This window comes from Pseudoalteromonas sp. S3776, assembly GCF_005886915.1.
Classification (GTDB): Bacteria; Pseudomonadota; Gammaproteobacteria; order Enterobacterales; family Alteromonadaceae; genus Pseudoalteromonas.
In genome coordinates this window covers 119,418-139,127 of the sequence record NZ_PNCU01000038.1, presented here as the reverse complement: position 1 = coordinate 139,127, position 19,710 = coordinate 119,418, and the positions used below count along the sequence as shown (strand labels likewise).

The following is a 19,710-nucleotide window of genomic DNA, read 5'->3' as shown; positions in this document are numbered from 1 at the left end:
TTTATTGGTTTCGTTTGGCACTGTGTACACCTTCAATTTGATGCAACTTAGATAATACCCGGTTTGTGCCCGATAGGTCATGCACTTCTATTTGCATAGTAAATACTGCCAGCTGATCGGCCCCAACGGTATTAACGTTCATGTTGATCACATTTACTTTTTCATTAGCCAGTACAGAGCTAATATCGCGGATTAAACCTGAGCGATCGCTTGCTTCAATTTTTATACTCAGCGCATAAGAGCCGTTTATTTCATCTGACCAACTCACCGATATAACGCGCTCTGGGTGCTGCTCTTTTAAGTTGTTAAATGCATCGCAATCTTCTCGGTGCACGCCTATGCCTCGGCCTTGTGTAATATAGCCAATTATTTTATCGCCAGGGACTGGGCGACAACATTTTGCAACGTGGCTCATTAGGCTGCCAACGCCGTCCACCACAATACCGTTTTTATCGCCTGTTACTTTACTAGGCGCTTTAAAACGAATAACGGGCTCTTCTTCGGTACGGTCGCTTACAAAGTTGAGCATTTGATTTAAACGTACATCGCCTGCGCCTATGGCAACCATTAAGTCATCTAACTCTTTAAAGTTAAAGCGCTTAATAGCGGGGTCTAAATCTTTATAGGTTAAATCTAGCTTTTGCAGTTCGTTATCAAGAATCTCTTTACCGGCGCTTAAATTTTTATCGCGGTCGAGCTGTTTAAACCAATGATGGATTTTAGCCCGCGCACGCGACGATTTAATATAACCAAGCGATGGATTTAGCCAATCGCGGCTTGGATTTGGCTGCTTTTGCGTGAGAATTTCGACCTGATCGCCCGTAGATAACTGATGCGTAAACGGCACTATTTTGCCAAATACTTTCGCCCCTATGCAGCGATGCCCTACATTTGAGTGAATGTAATAAGCAAAATCCAGCGGTGTAGCACCAACAGGTAAATCAATAATGTCGCCACTTGGGGTAAATATATAAACGCGGTCTTCTACAACTTGGTTTTTAAGCTCTTCGGCTAAGTCGCCTCCATCGACCACTTCTTCTTGCCATTGCAGTAATTTGCGCAACCAGCTAATTTTTTGCTCATAACCTGAGCCACGCCCTGGTAAGGCACCTTCTTTGTACATCCAGTGCGCGGCTACACCTAGCTCAGCATCTTGATGCATTTCGCTGGTACGTATTTGTATTTCAACGGTTTTTCCTTCAGGGCCAAATACCACAGTATGAATTGACTGATAGCCGTTTTGTTTAGGTGTAGCAACGTAGTCGTCAAACTCTTTATTTAGGTGACGCCAATTAGTGTGCACAATACCTAGTGCGCCGTAACAATCTTGCAGCCGCTCAACCACTATGCGCATCGCCCGAATATCAAACAGCTGATCAAACTCGTAGTTTTTTTGCTGCATTTTTTTATAAATGCTGTAAATGTGCTTAGGGCGGCCATACACTTGCGCCTCAATACCGGCTTCGCTTAGGCGCGCTTTAACTTGCTCCACCATATCTTCCATATAAGCTTCACGGGCAAGGCGTTTGTCATCAAGTTGCTTAGCAATGCTTTTATAAGTGTCGGGGTGTAAATACCTAAACGATAAATCTTCAAGTTCCCACTTAAGCTGCCCTATACCTAACCTGTTTGCTAACGGGGCAAAAATATCGGCGGTTTCTTTAGCGGCAATAACACGCTCTTCTTCATCGCCATTTTTTACATTACGTAAATGGCACACTTGCTCGGCAAGTTTAATTACAACCGCGCGCACATCTTCAACCATAGTAAGTAACATTTTACGAATGTTATCTACCTGCATTGTTCCTTTACCTTGGTGAGATAAAGTACTAATAGCCGCCATTTGTGCAACCCCCGTTAGAAGCATGGCTACATTTTTGCCAAGTTGTGCTTCTACGGTTTCAAGATCCACTAAGTCATTTAAGTAATAATGCGTAAGGTACGCAGTTGCGAGAGATTCTGCATCTAAATTAAGCTCGGCTAAAATTTCGACCATTTCGATAGCCGTGTTTTGCCGTGCTTGGTTGTCACATGTAACACACAATGCTTGCGCTTTGTTTAGTAGCGTTATTTTATCTTGCGATAACGCTAACTGTTTTAGGCTAGTAGCAAAGTCACCTGTGTCGTCCTGCTGATGTGATTGACGTGTAGCGACCATAAAACGCTTTACCTCCGTTGAAATAACGCCATTGTTTCTATGTGTCCTGTATGCGGAAACATATTCATTAGCCCAATTTTAGTAACTTCAAAACCTGCTTGCGAAATAATTGCACTGTCACGGGCTAAAGTAACAGGATCGCAAGAAACGTATAAAATGGTTTTAAACTGCTTTAAAGGTAGTTGCTCTAAAACAGCCATAGCACCGGTACGAGAAGGGTCTAATACTAATACGTCTAGCGCCTTATTAAACCATTGTGCTGTTTCAATTTTTTGCGTTAAATCAAAACAATGAAAGTGCGCATTAGTAATAGAGTTAGTGTGCGCATTTTGTGTCGCCATTGCAACCGCCGATGCAACCCCTTCTACGCCAATAACCGATTTAGCATGCTGAGCAAGCACTAATGAAAAGTTACCAATACCACAAAATAAATCCAATACCTGCTCGTTTCCTTGCAAGTTAAGCCAATTTACCGACTGCATTAACATAGCTTGGTTCACTTCATCATTTACTTGAATAAAATTACCAAGGCCAAACTCGAACTTTAAATTAAATTTTTCTAAAAAATAATAAGGCGTAGGTAAGTGAGCTTGTTCTATAACATCGCTGCTGTCTTGCCAAGTAATTAACCACTGCTGTGCATTTGCCGCCTCTTGTACACAGCTTTTGGCTTCATCTGCTATCGCTTTAGTATGACGAATAACAATAAAGTTCCCAGCTTCGTTTTGGCATAACTGTAAATGACTTATACTGTGTAGCGCTTTATATTGATTAATAAGCGTTTCAAAAACACTAAATACGTTAGTAAATGCCTTACTAAGCACATCACATTGCTCAATACTAATCACATTTTTAGAGCTAAGCGCACGATACCCAACTCGCATTTTTTTAGCGGCTTTATCATACATTACAGCAATTCGGGCGCTGCGCCTGTAATGAGTGGGCTTACTTAATAAAGGCGCTTGCCAATTTAACTCGCTTAATTTGGCAAATTTTTTAAATAATTGCGTCACTGCAGTTTGCTTTTCAACCACTTGCTGATTTATTTCTAGGTGCTGTAACTGACAACCACCACAGTGATTATAATGCGGGCAAAATGGTTGCGTGCGTGCATCGCTTGAATTAATAACCTTAACCAACTTAGCACTACTGTACTTAGCTTTATCTTCTATTAGGCTTGCCGTTACTTTCTCATTCGTTAAAGCGCCGCTTACAAAGCACACTTTATTATTGTGTTTGGCAACACCTCGCCCCTGATGATCCATGGCCGTAATATTAAGTGTGAGTGTTTGCTGTTTAAGTGGTTTTTTCTTTGCTTTAAAAATTTGCGCCATGCGGCATTACCTTAAATTTTGTATTACGTATAAGCAAATCAGATGCTTTGAGAATAGCCGATGAACCGTATATACTCGGTGCATACTAATAATGATAATAACGCTTCCATTATGACCAAATTAGGCTTACGTGATTCTGTTTTAACCTTAACCTTGATCCCCACAGTGATCATTGGTTTGTTACTTGGCGGCTATTTTACAATAAATCGTTACATTGAGCTTGATGAAATTTTATATCAACAAGGCAGCTCAATATCTGAGCCCCTAGCAATTGCATTAGAGCAGCCCTTACTTGAAAAAAATAAAAAGCTGCTCAATCGTCTTATTAGTTACACGCACAATAAGCATTCTCCTACCATTAAGTCGATTGCTATTTTTGATACTAACAATCAGCTTATTATGACCAGTAACTACCATCGCTCGTTTGATGAACTGACCCAAAAAGCGCAAATTGAAAACCTCAATACAACGAAAATTAATAAGACTGAAGAATTAATCACCTTCTACACCCCTATTTTTAATCACTCCGCGCCGGTATCAAAATGGGATATTAATGATTTTCAAACCCCGCTTGGCACCGTTATTTTGCAACTAAATAAAGACCAAGCCATTATAGGCCAGCAACGAGCGGTGTTAATTAGCGGCATTGTTATTTTATTTTCAATAGTATTGGCTTCTATTTTAGCCCTTAAGCTTAGCCGGATGTTCATGAACCCACTTAATAAGTTGGTACTTGCTACCGATAAGTTAGTAGAGGGTAAAAGAGACACAGGTTTAAACGACACCATGATGGGAGAATTTGAACTGTTGCGTGAAGGGCTTAATACCATTGCCCACACTATGGTTATGCAAAAAGACGAAATGCAGAAAAATATTGATCAGGCCACCAGTGATTACCGCGAAACCCTAGAGCAATACGAAACTTCAAATATTCAGCTAACCATGGCCAAAAAAGAGGCGCAAGATGCGAACCGCGTTAAGTCAGATTTTTTAGCCAAAATGAGTCACGAGCTACGCACCCCGCTTAATGGGGTTATTGGCTTTACGCGGCAGTTGTATAAAACACCTTTAAATAAACATCAAAAAGACTACCTCGATACCATAGAGCTTTCTGCCAACAGTTTATTGACGATTATTAGCGATATTTTAGATTTTTCTAAGCTTGAAGCGGGCGCCATGGAGCTTGAATCCATCCAGTTTCAACTGCGCGATAGCGTAAACGAAGTGATGACATTATTAGCGCCTTCGGCGCATGAAAAACAACTTGAGCTATCTATATATATTAACCCGCAGGTACCTGATGATTTAACGGGTGATCCAACACGCCTTAAACAAGTCCTTATTAATTTGTTAAGTAATGCCATTAAGTTTACCGAAAAAGGCTCAATAAAAGTTGATATTAGCTACCGTTTATTAGATGAAGACCGTGCCTCTATCTTAGTCTCAGTAACCGACACTGGTGTGGGTATACCAATGGACAAACAAGATGCACTATTTACCGCATTTGGCCAGGCTGATTCATCCATTACCCGAAAGTTTGGCGGCACAGGTTTAGGCTTAATCATTACTAAACACATTGTTGAGGCTATGAATGGCCGAATAACGCTAAATTCAGCTCCTGGAAGCGGCACCTGTTTTACCTTTAATGGTGTGTTTAGGTTGCCTGATCATACCTTCAGTAACGACCTACCTTCTAAGTCTCTTATTGGTAAACGCATATTATACTTAGAGCCACACGAGCATACGCATCACTCAGTGCTTTCTGTATTAAACGAGTGGGAGGCGGTTGTAACGGCCTGCTTTAATGAGGCTGCGTTTTTAGATGCTATCAAGCATAAAATGTTTAAATACGATATTTGTATTATTGGTGATATGGCATCGGTAGATGATATGCAGCGCCTTAAAGGCTATGTGAATATGGTTCGCGAGTCGTGCGATTATTTATACCTTATGCTCAATACGGTATCACATAATATGCGCGAGGCATTTATTGGCAGCGGCGCCGATGCCTGTTTAAGCAAGCCGCTTAATCATCGTAAATTATGTGAAGTACTCGCTGCACCTTATCGACTTGATCACCCAACCTTAAATATTGAGCCAAGCGATCAAACCTTATTGCCATTAAAAGTACTGGTGGTAGATGACAACGATGCAAACTTAAAGCTTATTTGCACCTTGTTAAAAGAACAAGTTGAATTTATAGACACGGCCTACAATGGCTCTCAAGCCTACAGCTTAAGTAAAAGCCACAAGTACGATGTTATTTTTATGGATATACAAATGCCGATAATGGATGGCATTACCGCCTGTAAACTGATTAAGGAGTCGTCTTTAAACGAAGACACGCCTATTATTGCGGTAACCGCGCATGCACTGCACAGTGAAAAAGAGCAGCTATTAAAAGATGGCTTTAAAGGCTATTTAACTAAGCCTATTGATGAAGATATGCTCAGCCAAATTATTTGCGATCATAGTCCGCAATCGCCTGTAACCCGCGACAAAATTAAAAGTGTAACGCCACAAAGCCCAGCTCCATTTGAAAGTAACTGCTTAGATTGGTCGCTTGCGCTACAGCGCGCTGGCGGCAAAGGTGAGCTGGCGATGGAAATGCTTAATATGCTGTTACATAGTGTGCCAGAGACGCTCTCGCAGCTTAACGAGGCTATTGAGCAAAACGATTGCCAAACAGTATTAAGTGTTATTCATAAGTTCCATGGCGCGTGCTGTTATACCGGGGTGCCTAAGCTTAAATCTCTGGCAGAAACCATAGAAACCTCACTTAAAAGTGACTGTGTGCTCGATAACGTTGAGCCTGAATTATTTGAGCTGCAGGATGAGCTGGAAAATCTCATGGCAGATGCACGTGTTACTGAGCATCAACGCTAAAAAACACATAATAAAAAAGCGCAGTAAATGCGCTTTTAATAGGTTTTAATATTACGACTTTACTTAGTTAAGTATTGCTATTAAATGCTGTCACCATAGGGTTAAATTTATAACCTTGCCTCTATCATTAGGCGTTTCATGTCGCGTACTGCTTTTTCAAGGCCATCAATAGCTGCACGCGCAATAATAGCGTGACCAATGTTAAGCTCATAAATCTCAGGCATTGCAGCAATCGGCTTTACATTATGATAATGAAGACCATGGCCTGCATTTACAATTAAGCCTAAGCTCGCTGCGTATTTTACACCCTCTCGTATGTGCTCAAGCTCTTTATGTAACTCTTCATCATTAGTGGCATCTGCATAGGCACCGGTGTGAATTTCTACATACGGTGCGCCACACGCTTTAGCAGCATCTAACTGTGCTTTATCAGCATCAATAAATAATGACACTTTAATACCCGCATCAGTCAATGTTTTAGTGGCTGCTTTAATTTTATCTACATTAGCGGCCACATCTAAGCCGCCTTCGGTCGTTAGCTCTTCACGTTTTTCAGGCACTAAACATACGTATTCTGGCTTTACTTCTAGGGCAATGTTAATCATTTCATCGGTAACTGCGGTTTCAAGATTCATACGCGTTTGAATCGTTTTAGCCATTACGTATACATCACGGTCTTGAATATGGCGGCGGTCTTCACGCAAGTGAATAGTAATACCATCTGCACCGGCGTGCTCTGCCACACTGGCCGCATGTGCTGGGTCTGGGTATGATGTACCACGCGCTTGGCGAAGCGTTGCAATATGATCAACGTTTACGCCTAAAAGAATGTCTTTCATTTTGTTACCTGTAAAATATGTTTATTGAGAGGCCATAAATAATTCACGGCTTTTTAATGGTTTATTACCCAGTAAAGGTTTTAGTAAATAACGGCTTAATTGTTTTGCCATATAAAGTACATCGCTTTGGCTAAAATCATGATTGGCAATCGCTTTAAGCTGCGAACCGCTAAACCCAGAGCGCGTATCTTGTTGCACCAAAAAACCCAGCTCAGGGAAATAACTATACGTTTGCTTTTCATCAATTGGCTCACCACTGGCATCAAAGCTAAAGTCAACACCATAACCTAAAAGCTCTAATAGCTGAAACTCGTATGAGCGCAGCACCGACTGTAAATCAACATCGCTATTTAAGTTCTCTAGATGAGTTTTATAAAGCTCGAACACGTGTTCAAGTGGCTCGTTTACCGGCACAATGCGGTTAGTCAGCTCATTTAAATAAAAGCCACAGTAAAGCTTATCCTTTGTTAAATATAAAGGATTGCCATGGAGCTCAAATTTATTAATGTATTTTAAATCGTACTTGCCACTGTAGTGAACAAGCAGTGCCTGAAAAGGCTGTAATTGTGCTTTGTGTTTAGTGGCCTGGCGACCACTAATTCGCGCCAGCATTCTAAGTTGGCCGACGCCTTCTACCAGCATATCAAGCATTACTTGGGAGTCGCTATAAGGACGCCGATGTAATAGGTACGCTGTGTAGAAGTCGCTATCCATATTAGTTGGCTAAATGCAGGTTAATCTTCGCCATAGCCTAAACTTCTTAAGGCACGTTCATCATCTGCCCAACCCGATTTAACTTTAACCCAAAGCTCTAAAAACACTTTGTTATCGAGCATTTCTTCTAGGTCTTTACGGGCTTCACGGCCTATCACTTTAAGCTTTTCGCCTTTGTTACCTATAACCATTCGCTTTTGGGTTTCACGCTCAACAAGAATTAACCCGTTGATATGCCACACACCGTTTTCTTGCCATTTAAACTGCTCAATTTCTACAGTAACAGAATACGGCAGCTCTTCACCCATAAAGCGCATGAGCTTTTCACGAATCACTTCTGCTGCCATAAAGCGCATTGAGCGGTCAGTTACATAGTCATCAGGAAAGTAAAACTCGCACGGTGGTAAGCGTTTAGTCACTTCGGCTTTAATTAAGTCAACGTTTTTACCTTGCGTTGCCGACACCGGCATAATGCCCACAAAATCAAATTTATCGCCAAGCATTTTCATATGCGGTAATACTAAGTCGCGGTCTTTAACTTGGTCTATTTTATTAATAACAAGTAAAACAGGCTTACCACTTTGCGATACTTTATTAAGCACCATTTCGTCATCGGCATTCCAGTGAGTGCCCTCAACAACAAAAATAATTAGCTCTACATCACCAATTGAGCTCGAAGCAGCACGGTTCATTAAGCGGTTAATAGCGCGTTTTTCTTCAACGTGTAAGCCCGGCGTATCAATATAAACAGCTTGATGCTGCCCTTCAGTATGAATACCCATAATACGATGGCGCGTTGTTTGTGGCTTGCGCGAGGTTATACTTACTTTTTGCTCAATGATTTCATTAAGCAATGTTGATTTACCTACATTAGGGCGGCCAACAATGGCAACCATGCCACAAAACGTATCAATGTCACCTTCATGAGGCTGTATTAAGGTATCAAGATTCATTTTTTAGTATCTTCAATGCTTTTTCAGCAGCTTTTTGTTCGGCTTTACGGCGCGAGCTACCAACAGAAATAATGCTATCCATACCTTCAACTATACATTCAACCGTGAACGTTTGATTGTGCGCTTGGCCTTTAGTATCAACAACAGTATAGCCCGGTAAAGATAACTTACGGGCTTGTAGATACTCTTGCAGCAGGGTCTTAGGATCTTTTTGATTAAGCCCTGGTGAAATAGCATCAAGTCGAGATTCGTACCACGCTAAAATCAGCTCACCACAACGCTCTATATTAGAGTCTAAAAATACAGCACCAATAATAGCTTCTACGGCATCAGCCAAGGTTGATTCACGACGAAAACCACCGCTTTTAAGCTCGCCAGGCCCTAAGCGTAAATAATCGCCTAAACCAAACTCGAGACCAAATTCAGCCAATGTTTGGCCACGCACAAGCGTAGAGCGCATACGGCTTAAATCACCTTCACGCGCTTTTGGAAATTTGTCGTACAAAGCATTGGCAATAACAAAGCTCAAAATTGAATCGCCTAAAAACTCTAAACGTTCGTTGTGTTGACCTTTATGACTGCGGTGTGTCATTGCTTGCTCAAGTAAACCTTGATCAGCAAATTCGTAGCCAATTCGTTTATATAATTCTGTTACATTTTTTTTCATTGTTACTGAATATTACCTAGGCGTTCAAAACGAACACCAGTTGGAACCCATCCTGGTAAAACATCATCTGGGCCATTCTCAAATTCAAAACTCATCCATATAAAGACAGCTTTACCCACCAAGTTTTCTTTTGGTACAAAGCCCCAAAAGCGACTATCTTGGCTGTTGTCGCGGTTATCACCCATCATAAAATAATGATCAGCGGGTACGGTCCATTCATCAGAAGGAGTACCTGGTTGCTGATAGTAACGCCCTTTACGTTCAGGTGCGCGTGGGTTGATTAAAATGTCATGCTTGAGTGTCGTTAAATCTTCATTTACACGCGCAAGCGACATTTGGCCTTGTTTAAACTCATTATCGTTAATTAATTTAAAATCAATTTTATTAAACTCATTACAAAGTAGGTCACCCTGCTGGGTCTCACCTTCTTTACAATTAGGTTGAATATACAAACGTTTATCACGATAAACAATCTTATCGCCCGGTAAACCAATAGCACGTTTTATATAATCTACTCGCTCATCTAATGGGTATTTAAAAACAACAATATCGCCACGTTCAGGCTCGCCTACATCTACAAGCTGGCTTCGCCATACCGGGTCTTTAATCCCGTATGAGTACTTTTGCACTAAAATAAAGTCGCCCACCAATAGGGTTGGCATCATTGAACCTGATGGTATTTGAAAAGGCTCAAAAATAAACGACCTAAAAATAGTAATAGCTGCAATCATCGGAAAAATCGATTTTGCAGTTTCTGTAATAGCCGGCTCAGGTGCAATTAACGCCGCTGTTTCTTCATCAAGCTGGCCACCGGCAGATGTTTGAGCAAGCGCTAATCGCTCTTGCCTTTTTGGCGCATACATTAGGTGGTCAATTAACCATATTAAACCTGAGCCTAATGTTAATAACACCAATAAAACTGAGAAATAACCAGCCATCTATAATCCTTTGTTTTTATTTACCAACTTTCAAAATAGCTAGAAACGCTTCTTGCGGTACTTCTACGTTACCCAATTGCTTCATTCGTTTTTTACCATCTTTTTGCTTTTGCAATAGCTTTTTCTTACGGCTCACGTCACCACCGTAACACTTAGCGATTACATTTTTACGTAATTGCTTAACCGTGGTACGCGCAATAACATGTTGTCCTATTGCAGCTTGAATCGCAATATCAAACATTTGACGCGGAATAAGCTCTTTAAGCGCATCAGCAAGCTGACGACCACGCGATTGAGCACTATCTCTGTGTACAATAATAGCAAGTGCATCAACGCGTTCACCATTAATAAGTATATCAACACGTACCATGTCTGATGTTTGAAAGTGCTTAAAGTTGTAATCAAGCGATGCAAAACCACGACTGGTTGACTTTAATTTATCAAAAAAGTCCATAACCACTTCAGCCATAGGTAGCTCATAAGTTACAGCGACCTGCTTGCCGTGATAACTCATTTTAGTTTGAACACCACGTTTTTCGATACACAGCGTTATTACGCTACCTAAAAACTCTTGAGGCACAAGTATGTTAGCTTCTACTACCGGTTCGCGTATTTCTACAATATCATTAACCGCCGGTAAGTCAGACGGGTTGTCGATTTGACGCGTACCTTCTTTAGTAACTACTTCGTAGATTACAGTAGGCGCGGTGGTAATTAAATCAATATCGTATTCACGCTCTAAACGTTCTTGAATAATTTCCATGTGTAGCATACCTAAAAAGCCACAACGGAAACCAAAACCAAGTGCTGTTGAGTTTTCTGGTTCAAAAAACAACGATGCATCATTTAAGCTTAGTTTATTTAGTGCATCACGAAACGACTCGTAATCATCTGAGGCAATTGGGAACATGCCAGCATAGACCTGCGGCTTAATTTTTTGAAAGCCTGGTAAACGCTCTGGTGCCGCATTTTTTTGATGTGTGATGGTATCCCCGACTGGGGCACCGTGTATTTCTTTAATACCAGCAATAACAAACCCTACTTCGCCAGTACGTAAAATACCTGTGTTGGTTTGTTTAGGGGTAAAGATCCCCACGTGATCAGCTATATGAACTTGCTCGTTTGACATTATTTTTATTTTGTCGCCAGCACGTAGTTCTCCATGCTTAATACGTACTAGTGATACAACACCTTGGTATGGGTCAAACCATGAGTCAATAATAAGCGCTTGTAAAGGTTCATCTTTCTCACCTACCGGTGGCGGGATGTCCTTAACAATCATTTCAAGTACTTCGGCAATACCCACACCGGTTTTTGCACTACATTGCACGGCATCTAGAGCATCTATACCAATAATATCTTCAATTTCTTCCGCTACTCGAAGTGGGTCGGCTTGTGGTAAATCTATTTTATTTAATACAGGGATTACTTCTAAATCCATTTCAATGGCGGTGTAGCAGTTTGCCAGCGTTTGAGCTTCAACACCTTGTCCGGCATCTACTACTAAAAGCGCACCTTCACATGCCGCTAACGAGCGAGAAACTTCGTAAGTAAAGTCAACGTGCCCTGGTGTATCGATAAAGTTAAGTTGATAGGTTTCGCCATCGTTAGCAGTGTAGTTAAGTGTTACGCTTTGCGCTTTAATGGTAATACCACGCTCACGCTCGATGTCCATTGAATCTAACACTTGCTTTTGCATTTCGCGGTCTGTTAAGCCACCACAAACCTGGATCAAACGATCAGAAAGGGTCGATTTACCATGGTCGATATGGGCGATGATCGAAAAATTACGGATATGCTTCATAAACTGGATTCTAAACTTCTATTTTAATAGGCTAAGTACGAACACCTGAGTGACTTGAAAATACTTATTGAGCACAAGTGCAATATTAATGGCTAAATACGCATTGTATAACCAAATTATTAATTGCCTTTTTACCCTGTATTTCCAAGTTACTCTGGTATAAAACGGCAATTTTACATTTAATTGGCCTTAATCACCATCTATTTGCGTTAAAGGAAGACTAATTGGATGAATTTTTATCACTTTTACATCGTGTCTTAATGTTTTCACTTTGCTTTTAGCTAAAAAATAACCACCTACTCCACCCAAAGCGGCGAATAAAATTTGCCATCCCTGCGCTAAAAGTAGTAATTCGGCACTAACAAATGCCAACGCTAAGCCTAAGAATAAAGGCAGCATATATACTGCAAAGGCATGTTTTACTAAATGCGAATCATCTAATGAGAGCGTGACTTTTTGGCCTACTTCAACGGGTGTATCGAATTGATATGGAAAGGTTTTTTTATCACTGCCAAAGAGTTTGGCAAAAACTTGTGAGCCACAGCGGCCATTACACCCTTCGCAGGCCTTTTTTTGCTGGGCTTCTAAGTGAGCAGTGGAGCCTTCTAGGGCTACCACTGTAAGTGTTTGTTCAATCATAACAACCCTTACGAATTGTTTATAATGCGCGAGTCACCGACTCTGCAATTGCCTTGGCGGTTTGGCTTGGCACATTACCAACAACAGATACATCAAAGTTTCCGCCATTATGCACATAAATTGTCGTTGCGCCAGATGTTAATGATCCACTTAAGCGACGACCCGGTAAGGGGCGCTGTACAAAAACAGATATTTCAACAAACCCATCTGAATATAAATAATAATCGGTAAGCTCGTTGTTTAAATCAAGCTTATGACGATCTGATTTTAGTAATTTAAAACCACTAGGCAACCAGCCAATGTGCCAGTTTGTGGCACTGCTTTTTTCACCTTCCAATGCGTTACCAGGTAACGGCGTTGGGAAATTACGATTTAGGACTTCTAAAATCATCGGTGCCGGCTGCTCTGTTACACTAATATGGGTTAACTGCAGCTGCTCTAGGGCTTCGCCTTGGTGGTTAACATAAGCGGCTTTTAACAACAGTGACGACTCAGTATCAAGCCAAATCCAATAGTTATATTTGTGTTCATCTTTTGATTCTATTCTCACTAGTTGCGCAGCTCGCCCTGCAATACGCCCTTTGCCGCCTAGTACAAAATCGTATTGGGCACTTAGCGCTTCAATATCTTTAAATAGTACTTCCGGTATTGGCCCTGCAATAGAATCTGTATTGATAGAGTATGGCTGAGATTGCGGTTCAAAGTAGGTAACTTGGTCGTTAATTCTAACCATTTCTAAGCCCGCGCCATTAAGTAAACTTAAATGCTCAAGCTCTGTTTCACCTTGCTTTGCATGAACCCAGCGGTAGGGTTCCATTGCTTTACCCTTTACCACCACAAAGGAGGCGTCAAAATTACGGGTATGCACAGCGTTTGCCATGTTAAGTAGTAAATCTTTGGCGGGGTTTGTGTCGTCAGCAAAAACAGTAAAGCTTACTACTAACGACAGAACAAAAGTAATTACTTTCATTTAATTAGTTTTTTTCCTCTTGCGCTTTGTCGCTATTTTGCGCTGTTTGCAAAGAGTGTGCAACACGTGCTTGACGTTGATGCTCTAAAACTAACGCGCCAATGCGTTGTTGCTGTAATTCGCGTAAACCTTGCTCAGCATTTTCAAGAGCAGGTTCTGATGAATAGCTCACCGGTGATGCCATACCAGTTAACGGGGTAGTTTGTAACAGCGGAATTTCGCTTTCTTGCTCGCCCGCCCCTTGTGGTAAGGTATTTACGCCAACAATGGCAAACATAGCTACGCTTGCAGCAATAGCAAGTTGTGCCACCGGCCTGCGCCAGTTAAACGCCACAACTTTATTATCTTGCTGCGCATCACTTTGCTCGGTATCTGGAGCGTTCTTTACTGTTGATTGAGTGAAATCGGCATACACAGGCTCACTTTCAAGTGCTAAAGCTATGTTTTCGCTTATATCGATGTGTATGTCGTTGTTATTTTTTTGAGCACGCATCGCATCACCAATTAGCGCATATCGACCAAACGTAGCAACATCTTCATCAGAAATTTTACCCTCTGCAAGGTGTTGTTCGCCGTCAAGTAATGCTGATAACGTTTCGCTATCCAACTTGTTAACGTGTGCTTTTGTCATACTAAGACTCGCCTATTAATGGGTTTAATTTATTATCTATTGCTTCTCGGGCTCTAAAAATACGCGAACGTACTGTCCCAACAGGGCAATCCATTACCACGGCTATTTCTTCATAGCTCATCCCTTCGATTTCTCTTAGGGTAATCGCGGTTTTAAGGTCTTCAGGCAAACTATCAATCGTATTAAAAATAACAGCGCGTACTTCGTCGCTTAACAGTAAGTTCTCAGGCGATGCGTTAGAACGCATCGAATCCGCGCCGTCATAAAACTCAGCATCTTCAGCGTCTATATCGTTTGCTGGCGGTTTACGGCCCTGAGCTACTAAATAATTTTTAGCACAATTAACGGCAATACGGTATAACCACGTATAAAAGGCACTATCACCTCTAAAGTTTGGAAGTGCACGGTAGGCCTTAATAAATGCCTCTTGTGCTACATCTGCAATATCGCCTTGGTTAGACACATAACGTGAAATCAACCCTGCAATTTTGTTCTGATACTTCTTTACTAATAGGTTGAAGGCGTTTTTATCTCCTTGCTGGACCCTTTTTACAAGCGCTAAATCTAATTCCTGCTCGCTCATTCGAGCCGGTACTCCTCTGTTTGATTCTTGCTGGTTATTCATAGTGTCGCCATTGTTCACAAATACTCTGACCTCTTTATGAATAAAAAGTTCTGCTTAATATTCTTTTTTTATAAAATAGTCTTAAATAACGCCGCTAAGCCATTAAAATCACTACATAGTAATATGACAAATATGATACAACTACACTATTAAAAACAAATATTGCTCTAATTTGAGCATTGTAACCGCAAAGTACCTCTGACATGAACCAAAATAAACATCATATTGCTGATGTCGCTATTATCGGTAGCGGCGCGGCGGGCTTATCGCTTGCATTGTCTTTAGCTAACTATTGTAATGTTACTGTGATCAGTAAAGGGGCCCTTACCGAAGGCTCGACACTGTATGCACAAGGCGGGATTGCCGCAGTATTTGATAAAAAAAACGACAGCATAGAATCGCATGTTGAAGACACTCTCGATGCCGGCGGCGGTTTATGTGACCGAGAAGCGGTGCATTATACTGCAAGTAATGCGCACCAGTGTCTACAATGGCTCATTGAGCAAGGCGTTCCTTTTGATATGGAGTTTGATAGTAAAGGAAAAGAGCGTTTCCATTTAACCCGCGAAGGCGGACACAGCCATCGTCGAATTTTACATGCAGCCGATGCCACTGGTAAGGCTGTACAAACCACGTTGATTAGCCAAGTTAAAGCGCATAAAAACATTACCCTACTCGAGCAATACAATGCCATCGATTTGATTAGTGATAAAAGCTTAGGTAAACCAGGTTCGCATATTCATGGCATGTACGTGTGGAATAAAAAAGCAAAAAAAGTAGAAACTATCTCCGCTAAGTTTGTAGCGCTCGCTACAGGGGGAGCAAGCAAGGTGTATTTATACACTTCAAACCCTGATGTATCTAGCGGTGACGGTATTGCCATGGCATGGCGTGCAGGCTGTAGAGTAGCCAATATGGAATTTAATCAATTTCATCCCACCAGCCTTTATCACCCTGAGCTGCAAAACTTTTTAATTACCGAAGCCATGCGTGGCGAAGGTGCGTATTTAAAGCGCCCCGACGGCACCCGCTTTATGAAAGACTTTGATGATAGAGAAGAGCTTGCTCCGCGCGACATAGTGGCTCGGGCTATCGACTTTGAAATGAAACGTTTAGGTGCAAATTGTGTGTACCTAGATATTAGCCACAAAGATAAAGACTTTATCATTGAGCACTTCCCGACTATTTACGCAAAATGTTTAAGTGTAGGGCTGGATATAACCAAAGAGGCTATTCCGGTTGTACCTGCTGCGCATTACACTTGTGGCGGTGTAATGAGTGACTTTAACGGTAAAACTGATTTAGATAACTTATACGCTGTAGGCGAAGTTGCCTACACGGGTTTGCACGGTGCAAACCGTATGGCGAGCAATTCACTATTAGAGTGCATTGTATTTGCCCATGCTGCTGCGAAAGATATTTTAAGTAAGCTCGGTGAGGCGCCTGAACCTCTTGCACTTCCAAACTGGGATGAAAGCCGAGTCAGTAATTCTGATGAAGAAATTGTTATTACCCATAATTGGCACGAGCTGCGATTATTTATGTGGGATTACGTAGGTATTGTGCGCTCAACTAAACGCCTAGAGCGAGCACTACATCGTGTTGAATTATTGCAGCAAGAAATACATGATTATTACGCAAACTTTAGAGTCAGTAATAACTTATTGGAGCTTCGTAATTTAGTGCAAGTAGCCGAACTTATTATTAGAAGCGCAATGCAACGTAAAGAAAGTCGGGGCTTACACTATACAATTGACTACCCTGAGCAAAATGAAAACCCAACGCCTACTATTTTGACTTCTCCTCGCCATTAATAGCAATCAAAGCTGCGCGCTTTAACCGCGCGTAGCTTTGATTGTTCACACTATTGGCTGAGATAATTAACCACTGACGTTTATTAAAGCCTTTAATAAGTAGCCATACACTGGTATTTAATATGATAGTTTTTGGGGTGATTTGCCCTTGAATCTTTACGTTTTCGTTTTCAAAGCGTATTTGTTTATGCTCTAAAATAATAAAGCCACTATCTGGGTGAATTGCGAGTATTTTTTGCCATACCCAGCAAAGTGCAATTGCATTTAGAGTTAAACAGACAACAATGCTAAAAAAAGAGCTCAAGTAAAGCCCTAATACAACACTCAATAAGCAGAAAAACAGCACCACAGGCCGATGTTCTGCTTTGTTATTTACTACTGTAAACCTATACACGTACTCGGTCTAAAATCAGCGATACCATAGTATTAAGCTCAGCATCTTTACATTCTTCATGGCCCATAAACCATGCAAACAAATCAGGGTCTTCTTGGGTTAGCAAACGCTGAAATACAGCCTGTTGCTGTGCATTTAATGAATCATATGCCTGCTCGACAAATGGCATAAACAAAACATCTAACTCTAACATGCCGCGGCGACAAGCCCAGCGTATACGTGCTTTACTATGAATTTCAGTCATTTTAAACCTCATACTTAATTGCCCTGAGTTTAACAAATACCTGCATAATTAGCAGCTATTAATCATTGGCCAAATAATAAAAACTGCCCAGCTTCGTTGCTGTACCCTTGGTTATAACTACGTTATTATGTCTACTCATTTGTATTGCACAGAAGGTTTTTATGTCGAGCGTTTATGCATGTCCGTTATCTCACCAGCTTATTAGCCTAACCGGTGCGGATAAATTGTCTTATCTTCACGGACAAATTACTCAAGATCTCAATAAACTATCTAACAGCAATTATTTATGGGCTGGCCACTGCAGTGCCAAAGGCAAGCTGTGGGGTGTGTTTAAATTATTTTCCCATCAAGATAGTTATTACCTAGCAGGCTCACAGCCTGAGGTAGAGCAATCGCTTATCGAGCTAAAAAAATACGCTGTGTTTGCCAAAGTAGATATAGATATCTCTACGAATAGACTAATTGGGTTGATCAGTGACGATTTAGCCCCAGTGCTTGAAAAGCTCGATATTCGTTTTTCTGACGAGCAAACAGCCTGTGACTTTCCAAGCGGTAAAGCACTAAAATTAGCGCCAAATCGCGTTTTACTAATGGTTGATAGCCAATTTAGTATGCCAGATGATGTGTCTACTTTAGATAACTGCGCGCTATGGCAAGAAGCCGCTATAAAAGCGGGCGAGCCACAGTTAAATAGTGACGCCATTGGCGAATACGTACCACAAATGGTAAACCTTCAAGCGATTAACGGCATTAGTTTTAAAAAAGGCTGTTACACCGGCCAAGAAACCGTTGCCCGTATGAAGTACCTAGGTAAAAACAAACGCGCTATGTATATTGTTACAGGTAAAAGCGATGGCCTACTTGAAGAGCCAGAGCTTGAAACCCAAGTGGGCGAGAACTGGCGCCGCGCTGGTAAACTAATTGCCCAAAGCTATAACGAAAATAGCCAAACCTTATTTGGCCTTGTTGTGCTGCCAAACGATACACCAAGTACACACGTACTTCGTGCAAAGCACACCCCTCAGGTAGAGCTAAGCATTCTGCCTCTACCTTACTCTCTTGAAGATGAATAAATAGGAATGACTATGATCGTTGCACCAAACACAGTAGTAAAAATGCATTATTCAGTACTGGATAACGATGGCAATACCATTGATAACTCTTTTGATGGCGAGCCACTGGTTTTTATTATTGGCACAGGCTACTTAATCCCAGGGCTTGAAAATGCACTCCAAGGCAAGCAAGCCGGTGATACATTAAATGTAAAAGTAGAACCTGAAGAAGGCTACGGCGAACGTCACGACAACCTAATGCAAGCGGTGCCTAAGTCAATGTTTGATGGCATGGAGATTGAAGTAGGTATGCAATTTAGAGCGTCAACTGATGATGGTGATCAATCTGTAATGATTATCGAGATTCAAGATGAAGACGTTATAGTTGATGGAAACCACCCGCTTTCGGGTATTACTCTTAATTTTGATGTAGAAATTTTAGAGGTGCGCGAAGCAACTGAAGAAGAGCTTGCGCACGGACACGTGCACGGTGAAGGCGGTTGTGGTCACGATCACTAATCATAGAGCCGTTTATAAAAAAGCGCCTAAGGCGCTTTTTTTATAACATATTGTTGTAGGTCGCGGTTTTTATTGGCGCCGGTTCCTCTAAAGGCGTTTCACTGGGTGTTATTTTACCCTCAAGCGCACGTAATAAGCCTTGCTGATCGTTTGTTCCTACTCGGTACTTAGTACCGTCTTTTAAGGTTAGCTGCACTGCACTAAAGCCTGATACAGAATACACCCACCCATCATGTGTAATACGAATACCAATACCGTGGCGGTAGGAGTTTTGCACCGCTTTAGCCTCTACTATGTCTGCAAGCACCAATCGTTGCCCCGCGACGCCAGGGCCAAAAGCCCAACTAATTGTGTGCTCGTCAACTTTTACGGTTAAACCATGAAACAAAAAGCCAACTAAAACGAGTACACCGGCAAATACCATTAATGGCACATCTGCACCCATTAAGTTCCAGGCTAAAGCTACAAAGCCGCCTATCCATGCTAAAACAAAAAATATAAACACCGCATATTGTTTATGCTGATACAT

The 19,710-nt window shown here is 41.4% G+C and carries 19 protein-coding genes; 4 read left to right on the top strand and 15 right to left on the bottom strand.

Translation table 11 applies throughout. The features are described from left to right. Position 1: 1 nt before the first annotated feature. Together relA and rlmD are read right to left on the bottom strand one after the other, a co-directional pair. Positions 2-2,158 (bottom strand): GTP diphosphokinase, encoded by a 2,157-nt coding sequence (relA, locus tag CWC16_RS14865; RefSeq protein WP_055015363.1) that lies wholly within the window; start codon positions 2,156-2,158, stop codon positions 2-4. Positions 2,159-2,166: 8 nt separating this feature from the next. Beyond that, positions 2,167-3,492, bottom strand: coding sequence for a 23S rRNA (uracil(1939)-C(5))-methyltransferase RlmD (gene rlmD, locus CWC16_RS14860; protein ID WP_138542076.1), 1,326 nt, complete (start codon positions 3,490-3,492; stop codon positions 2,167-2,169). Between the two features lie 111 nt (positions 3,493-3,603). Between rlmD and barA the strand changes: the two genes are divergently transcribed. Next, positions 3,604-6,378: a two-component sensor histidine kinase BarA gene (gene barA, locus CWC16_RS14855; protein ID WP_138542075.1), complete on the top strand. Its 2,775-nt coding sequence runs from the start codon at positions 3,604-3,606 to the stop codon at positions 6,376-6,378. 107 nt (positions 6,379-6,485) lie between these two features. Here barA and pdxJ read toward each other — a convergent pair whose 3' ends face one another. The 10 genes from pdxJ to rpoE all read right to left on the bottom strand — a co-directional run bounded on the left by pdxJ (position 6,486) and on the right by rpoE (position 15,116). Beyond that, positions 6,486-7,217: a pyridoxine 5'-phosphate synthase gene (gene pdxJ, locus CWC16_RS14850; protein ID WP_138542074.1), complete on the bottom strand. Its 732-nt coding sequence runs from the start codon at positions 7,215-7,217 to the stop codon at positions 6,486-6,488. A gap of 21 nt (positions 7,218-7,238) precedes the next feature. Further along, positions 7,239-7,931 carry a DNA repair protein RecO gene (gene recO, locus CWC16_RS14845; RefSeq protein ID WP_055019286.1) on the bottom strand — a complete coding sequence of 231 codons (693 nt, stop codon included), beginning with the start codon at positions 7,929-7,931 and terminating at the stop codon, positions 7,239-7,241. A 20-nt stretch (positions 7,932-7,951) separates the two neighbouring features. Beyond that, positions 7,952-8,884 carry a GTPase Era gene (gene era / locus CWC16_RS14840; protein WP_004586229.1) on the bottom strand — a complete coding sequence of 311 codons (933 nt, stop codon included), beginning with the start codon at positions 8,882-8,884 and terminating at the stop codon, positions 7,952-7,954. Continuing rightward, positions 8,874-9,551 carry a ribonuclease III gene (gene rnc, locus CWC16_RS14835; protein ID WP_055017379.1) on the bottom strand — a complete coding sequence of 226 codons (678 nt, stop codon included), beginning with the start codon at positions 9,549-9,551 and terminating at the stop codon, positions 8,874-8,876. The genes era and rnc overlap by 11 nt, the downstream gene beginning before the upstream one ends. Positions 9,552-9,553: 2 nt before the next feature. Further along, complete coding sequence (gene lepB / locus CWC16_RS14830; protein ID WP_004586227.1) at positions 9,554-10,489, bottom strand: signal peptidase I; 936 nt, start codon at positions 10,487-10,489, stop codon at positions 9,554-9,556. Between the two features lie 16 nt (positions 10,490-10,505). Then, the gene (gene lepA / locus CWC16_RS14825) at positions 10,506-12,293 is read right to left on the bottom strand and encodes a translation elongation factor 4 (RefSeq protein ID WP_055017378.1); all 1,788 of its coding nucleotides are present in this window, start codon (positions 12,291-12,293) and stop codon (positions 10,506-10,508) included. A gap of 189 nt (positions 12,294-12,482) precedes the next feature. Next, positions 12,483-12,932, bottom strand: a complete 450-nt coding sequence (locus CWC16_RS14820) for a SoxR reducing system RseC family protein (protein WP_055019290.1) — start codon at positions 12,930-12,932, stop codon at positions 12,483-12,485. A 19-nt stretch (positions 12,933-12,951) separates the two neighbouring features. Then, entirely contained in the window at positions 12,952-13,902 is a 951-nt protein-coding gene (locus CWC16_RS14815; RefSeq protein WP_138542073.1) for a MucB/RseB C-terminal domain-containing protein, read from the bottom strand. A gap of 4 nt (positions 13,903-13,906) precedes the next feature. Then, a complete protein-coding gene (locus tag CWC16_RS14810; RefSeq protein ID WP_138542072.1) occupies positions 13,907-14,533 on the bottom strand; it encodes a sigma-E factor negative regulatory protein in 627 nt (208 codons plus the stop codon). A 1-nt stretch (position 14,534) separates the two neighbouring features. Then, positions 14,535-15,116 carry an RNA polymerase sigma factor RpoE gene (gene rpoE / locus CWC16_RS14805; protein ID WP_004586222.1) on the bottom strand — a complete coding sequence of 194 codons (582 nt, stop codon included), beginning with the start codon at positions 15,114-15,116 and terminating at the stop codon, positions 14,535-14,537. A 245-nt stretch (positions 15,117-15,361) separates the two neighbouring features. Between rpoE and nadB the strand changes: the two genes are divergently transcribed. Next, on the top strand, positions 15,362-16,972 hold the full coding sequence (nadB, locus tag CWC16_RS14800; RefSeq protein WP_138542071.1) for an L-aspartate oxidase: 1,611 nt from the start codon (positions 15,362-15,364) through the stop codon (positions 16,970-16,972). Here the strand turns inward: nadB and CWC16_RS14795 are convergent. Both CWC16_RS14795 and CWC16_RS14790 read right to left on the bottom strand, forming a co-directional pair. Beyond that, positions 16,947-17,318 carry a hypothetical protein gene (locus CWC16_RS14795; RefSeq protein WP_349665942.1) on the bottom strand — a complete coding sequence of 124 codons (372 nt, stop codon included), beginning with the start codon at positions 17,316-17,318 and terminating at the stop codon, positions 16,947-16,949. The genes nadB and CWC16_RS14795 overlap by 26 nt on opposite strands. 40 nt (positions 17,319-17,358) lie before the next feature. After that, positions 17,359-17,610, bottom strand: a complete 252-nt coding sequence (locus CWC16_RS14790) for an FAD assembly factor SdhE (protein WP_004586219.1) — start codon at positions 17,608-17,610, stop codon at positions 17,359-17,361. 161 nt (positions 17,611-17,771) lie between these two features. On the opposite strand from CWC16_RS14790, the gene ygfZ reads away from it, so the two are divergent. Further along, positions 17,772-18,683, top strand: a complete 912-nt coding sequence (gene ygfZ / locus CWC16_RS14785) for a CAF17-like 4Fe-4S cluster assembly/insertion protein YgfZ (RefSeq protein ID WP_055015368.1) — start codon at positions 17,772-17,774, stop codon at positions 18,681-18,683. Between the two features lie 12 nt (positions 18,684-18,695). Next, positions 18,696-19,181: an FKBP-type peptidyl-prolyl cis-trans isomerase gene (locus CWC16_RS14780; protein WP_004586217.1), complete on the top strand. Its 486-nt coding sequence runs from the start codon at positions 18,696-18,698 to the stop codon at positions 19,179-19,181. Between the two features lie 40 nt (positions 19,182-19,221). Here CWC16_RS14780 and CWC16_RS14775 read toward each other — a convergent pair whose 3' ends face one another. After that, positions 19,222-19,710: a hypothetical protein gene (locus CWC16_RS14775; RefSeq protein ID WP_138542069.1), complete on the bottom strand. Its 489-nt coding sequence runs from the start codon at positions 19,708-19,710 to the stop codon at positions 19,222-19,224.

Coding starts and splice junctions, on each gene's coding strand:
- relA (WP_055015363.1), bottom strand. CDS start 2,158: ATGGTCGCTACACGTCAATCACATCAGCAGGACGACACAGGTGACTTT.
- rlmD (WP_138542076.1), bottom strand. CDS start 3,492: ATGGCGCAAATTTTTAAAGCAAAGAAAAAACCACTTAAACAGCAAACA.
- barA (WP_138542075.1), top strand. CDS start 3,604: ATGACCAAATTAGGCTTACGTGATTCTGTTTTAACCTTAACCTTGATC.
- pdxJ (WP_138542074.1), bottom strand. CDS start 7,217: ATGAAAGACATTCTTTTAGGCGTAAACGTTGATCATATTGCAACGCTT.
- recO (WP_055019286.1), bottom strand. CDS start 7,931: ATGGATAGCGACTTCTACACAGCGTACCTATTACATCGGCGTCCTTAT.
- era (WP_004586229.1), bottom strand. CDS start 8,884: ATGAATCTTGATACCTTAATACAGCCTCATGAAGGTGACATTGATACG.
- rnc (WP_055017379.1), bottom strand. CDS start 9,551: ATGAAAAAAAATGTAACAGAATTATATAAACGAATTGGCTACGAATTT.
- lepB (WP_004586227.1), bottom strand. CDS start 10,489: ATGGCTGGTTATTTCTCAGTTTTATTGGTGTTATTAACATTAGGCTCA.
- lepA (WP_055017378.1), bottom strand. CDS start 12,293: ATGAAGCATATCCGTAATTTTTCGATCATCGCCCATATCGACCATGGT.
- CWC16_RS14820 (WP_055019290.1), bottom strand. CDS start 12,932: ATGATTGAACAAACACTTACAGTGGTAGCCCTAGAAGGCTCCACTGCT.
- CWC16_RS14815 (WP_138542073.1), bottom strand. CDS start 13,902: ATGAAAGTAATTACTTTTGTTCTGTCGTTAGTAGTAAGCTTTACTGTT.
- CWC16_RS14810 (WP_138542072.1), bottom strand. CDS start 14,533: ATGACAAAAGCACACGTTAACAAGTTGGATAGCGAAACGTTATCAGCA.
- rpoE (WP_004586222.1), bottom strand. CDS start 15,116: ATGAGCGAGCAGGAATTAGATTTAGCGCTTGTAAAAAGGGTCCAGCAA.
- nadB (WP_138542071.1), top strand. CDS start 15,362: ATGAACCAAAATAAACATCATATTGCTGATGTCGCTATTATCGGTAGC.
- CWC16_RS14790 (WP_004586219.1), bottom strand. CDS start 17,610: ATGACTGAAATTCATAGTAAAGCACGTATACGCTGGGCTTGTCGCCGC.
- ygfZ (WP_055015368.1), top strand. CDS start 17,772: ATGTCGAGCGTTTATGCATGTCCGTTATCTCACCAGCTTATTAGCCTA.
- CWC16_RS14780 (WP_004586217.1), top strand. CDS start 18,696: ATGATCGTTGCACCAAACACAGTAGTAAAAATGCATTATTCAGTACTG.
- CWC16_RS14775 (WP_138542069.1), bottom strand. CDS start 19,710: ATGTATCAGCATAAACAATATGCGGTGTTTATATTTTTTGTTTTAGCA.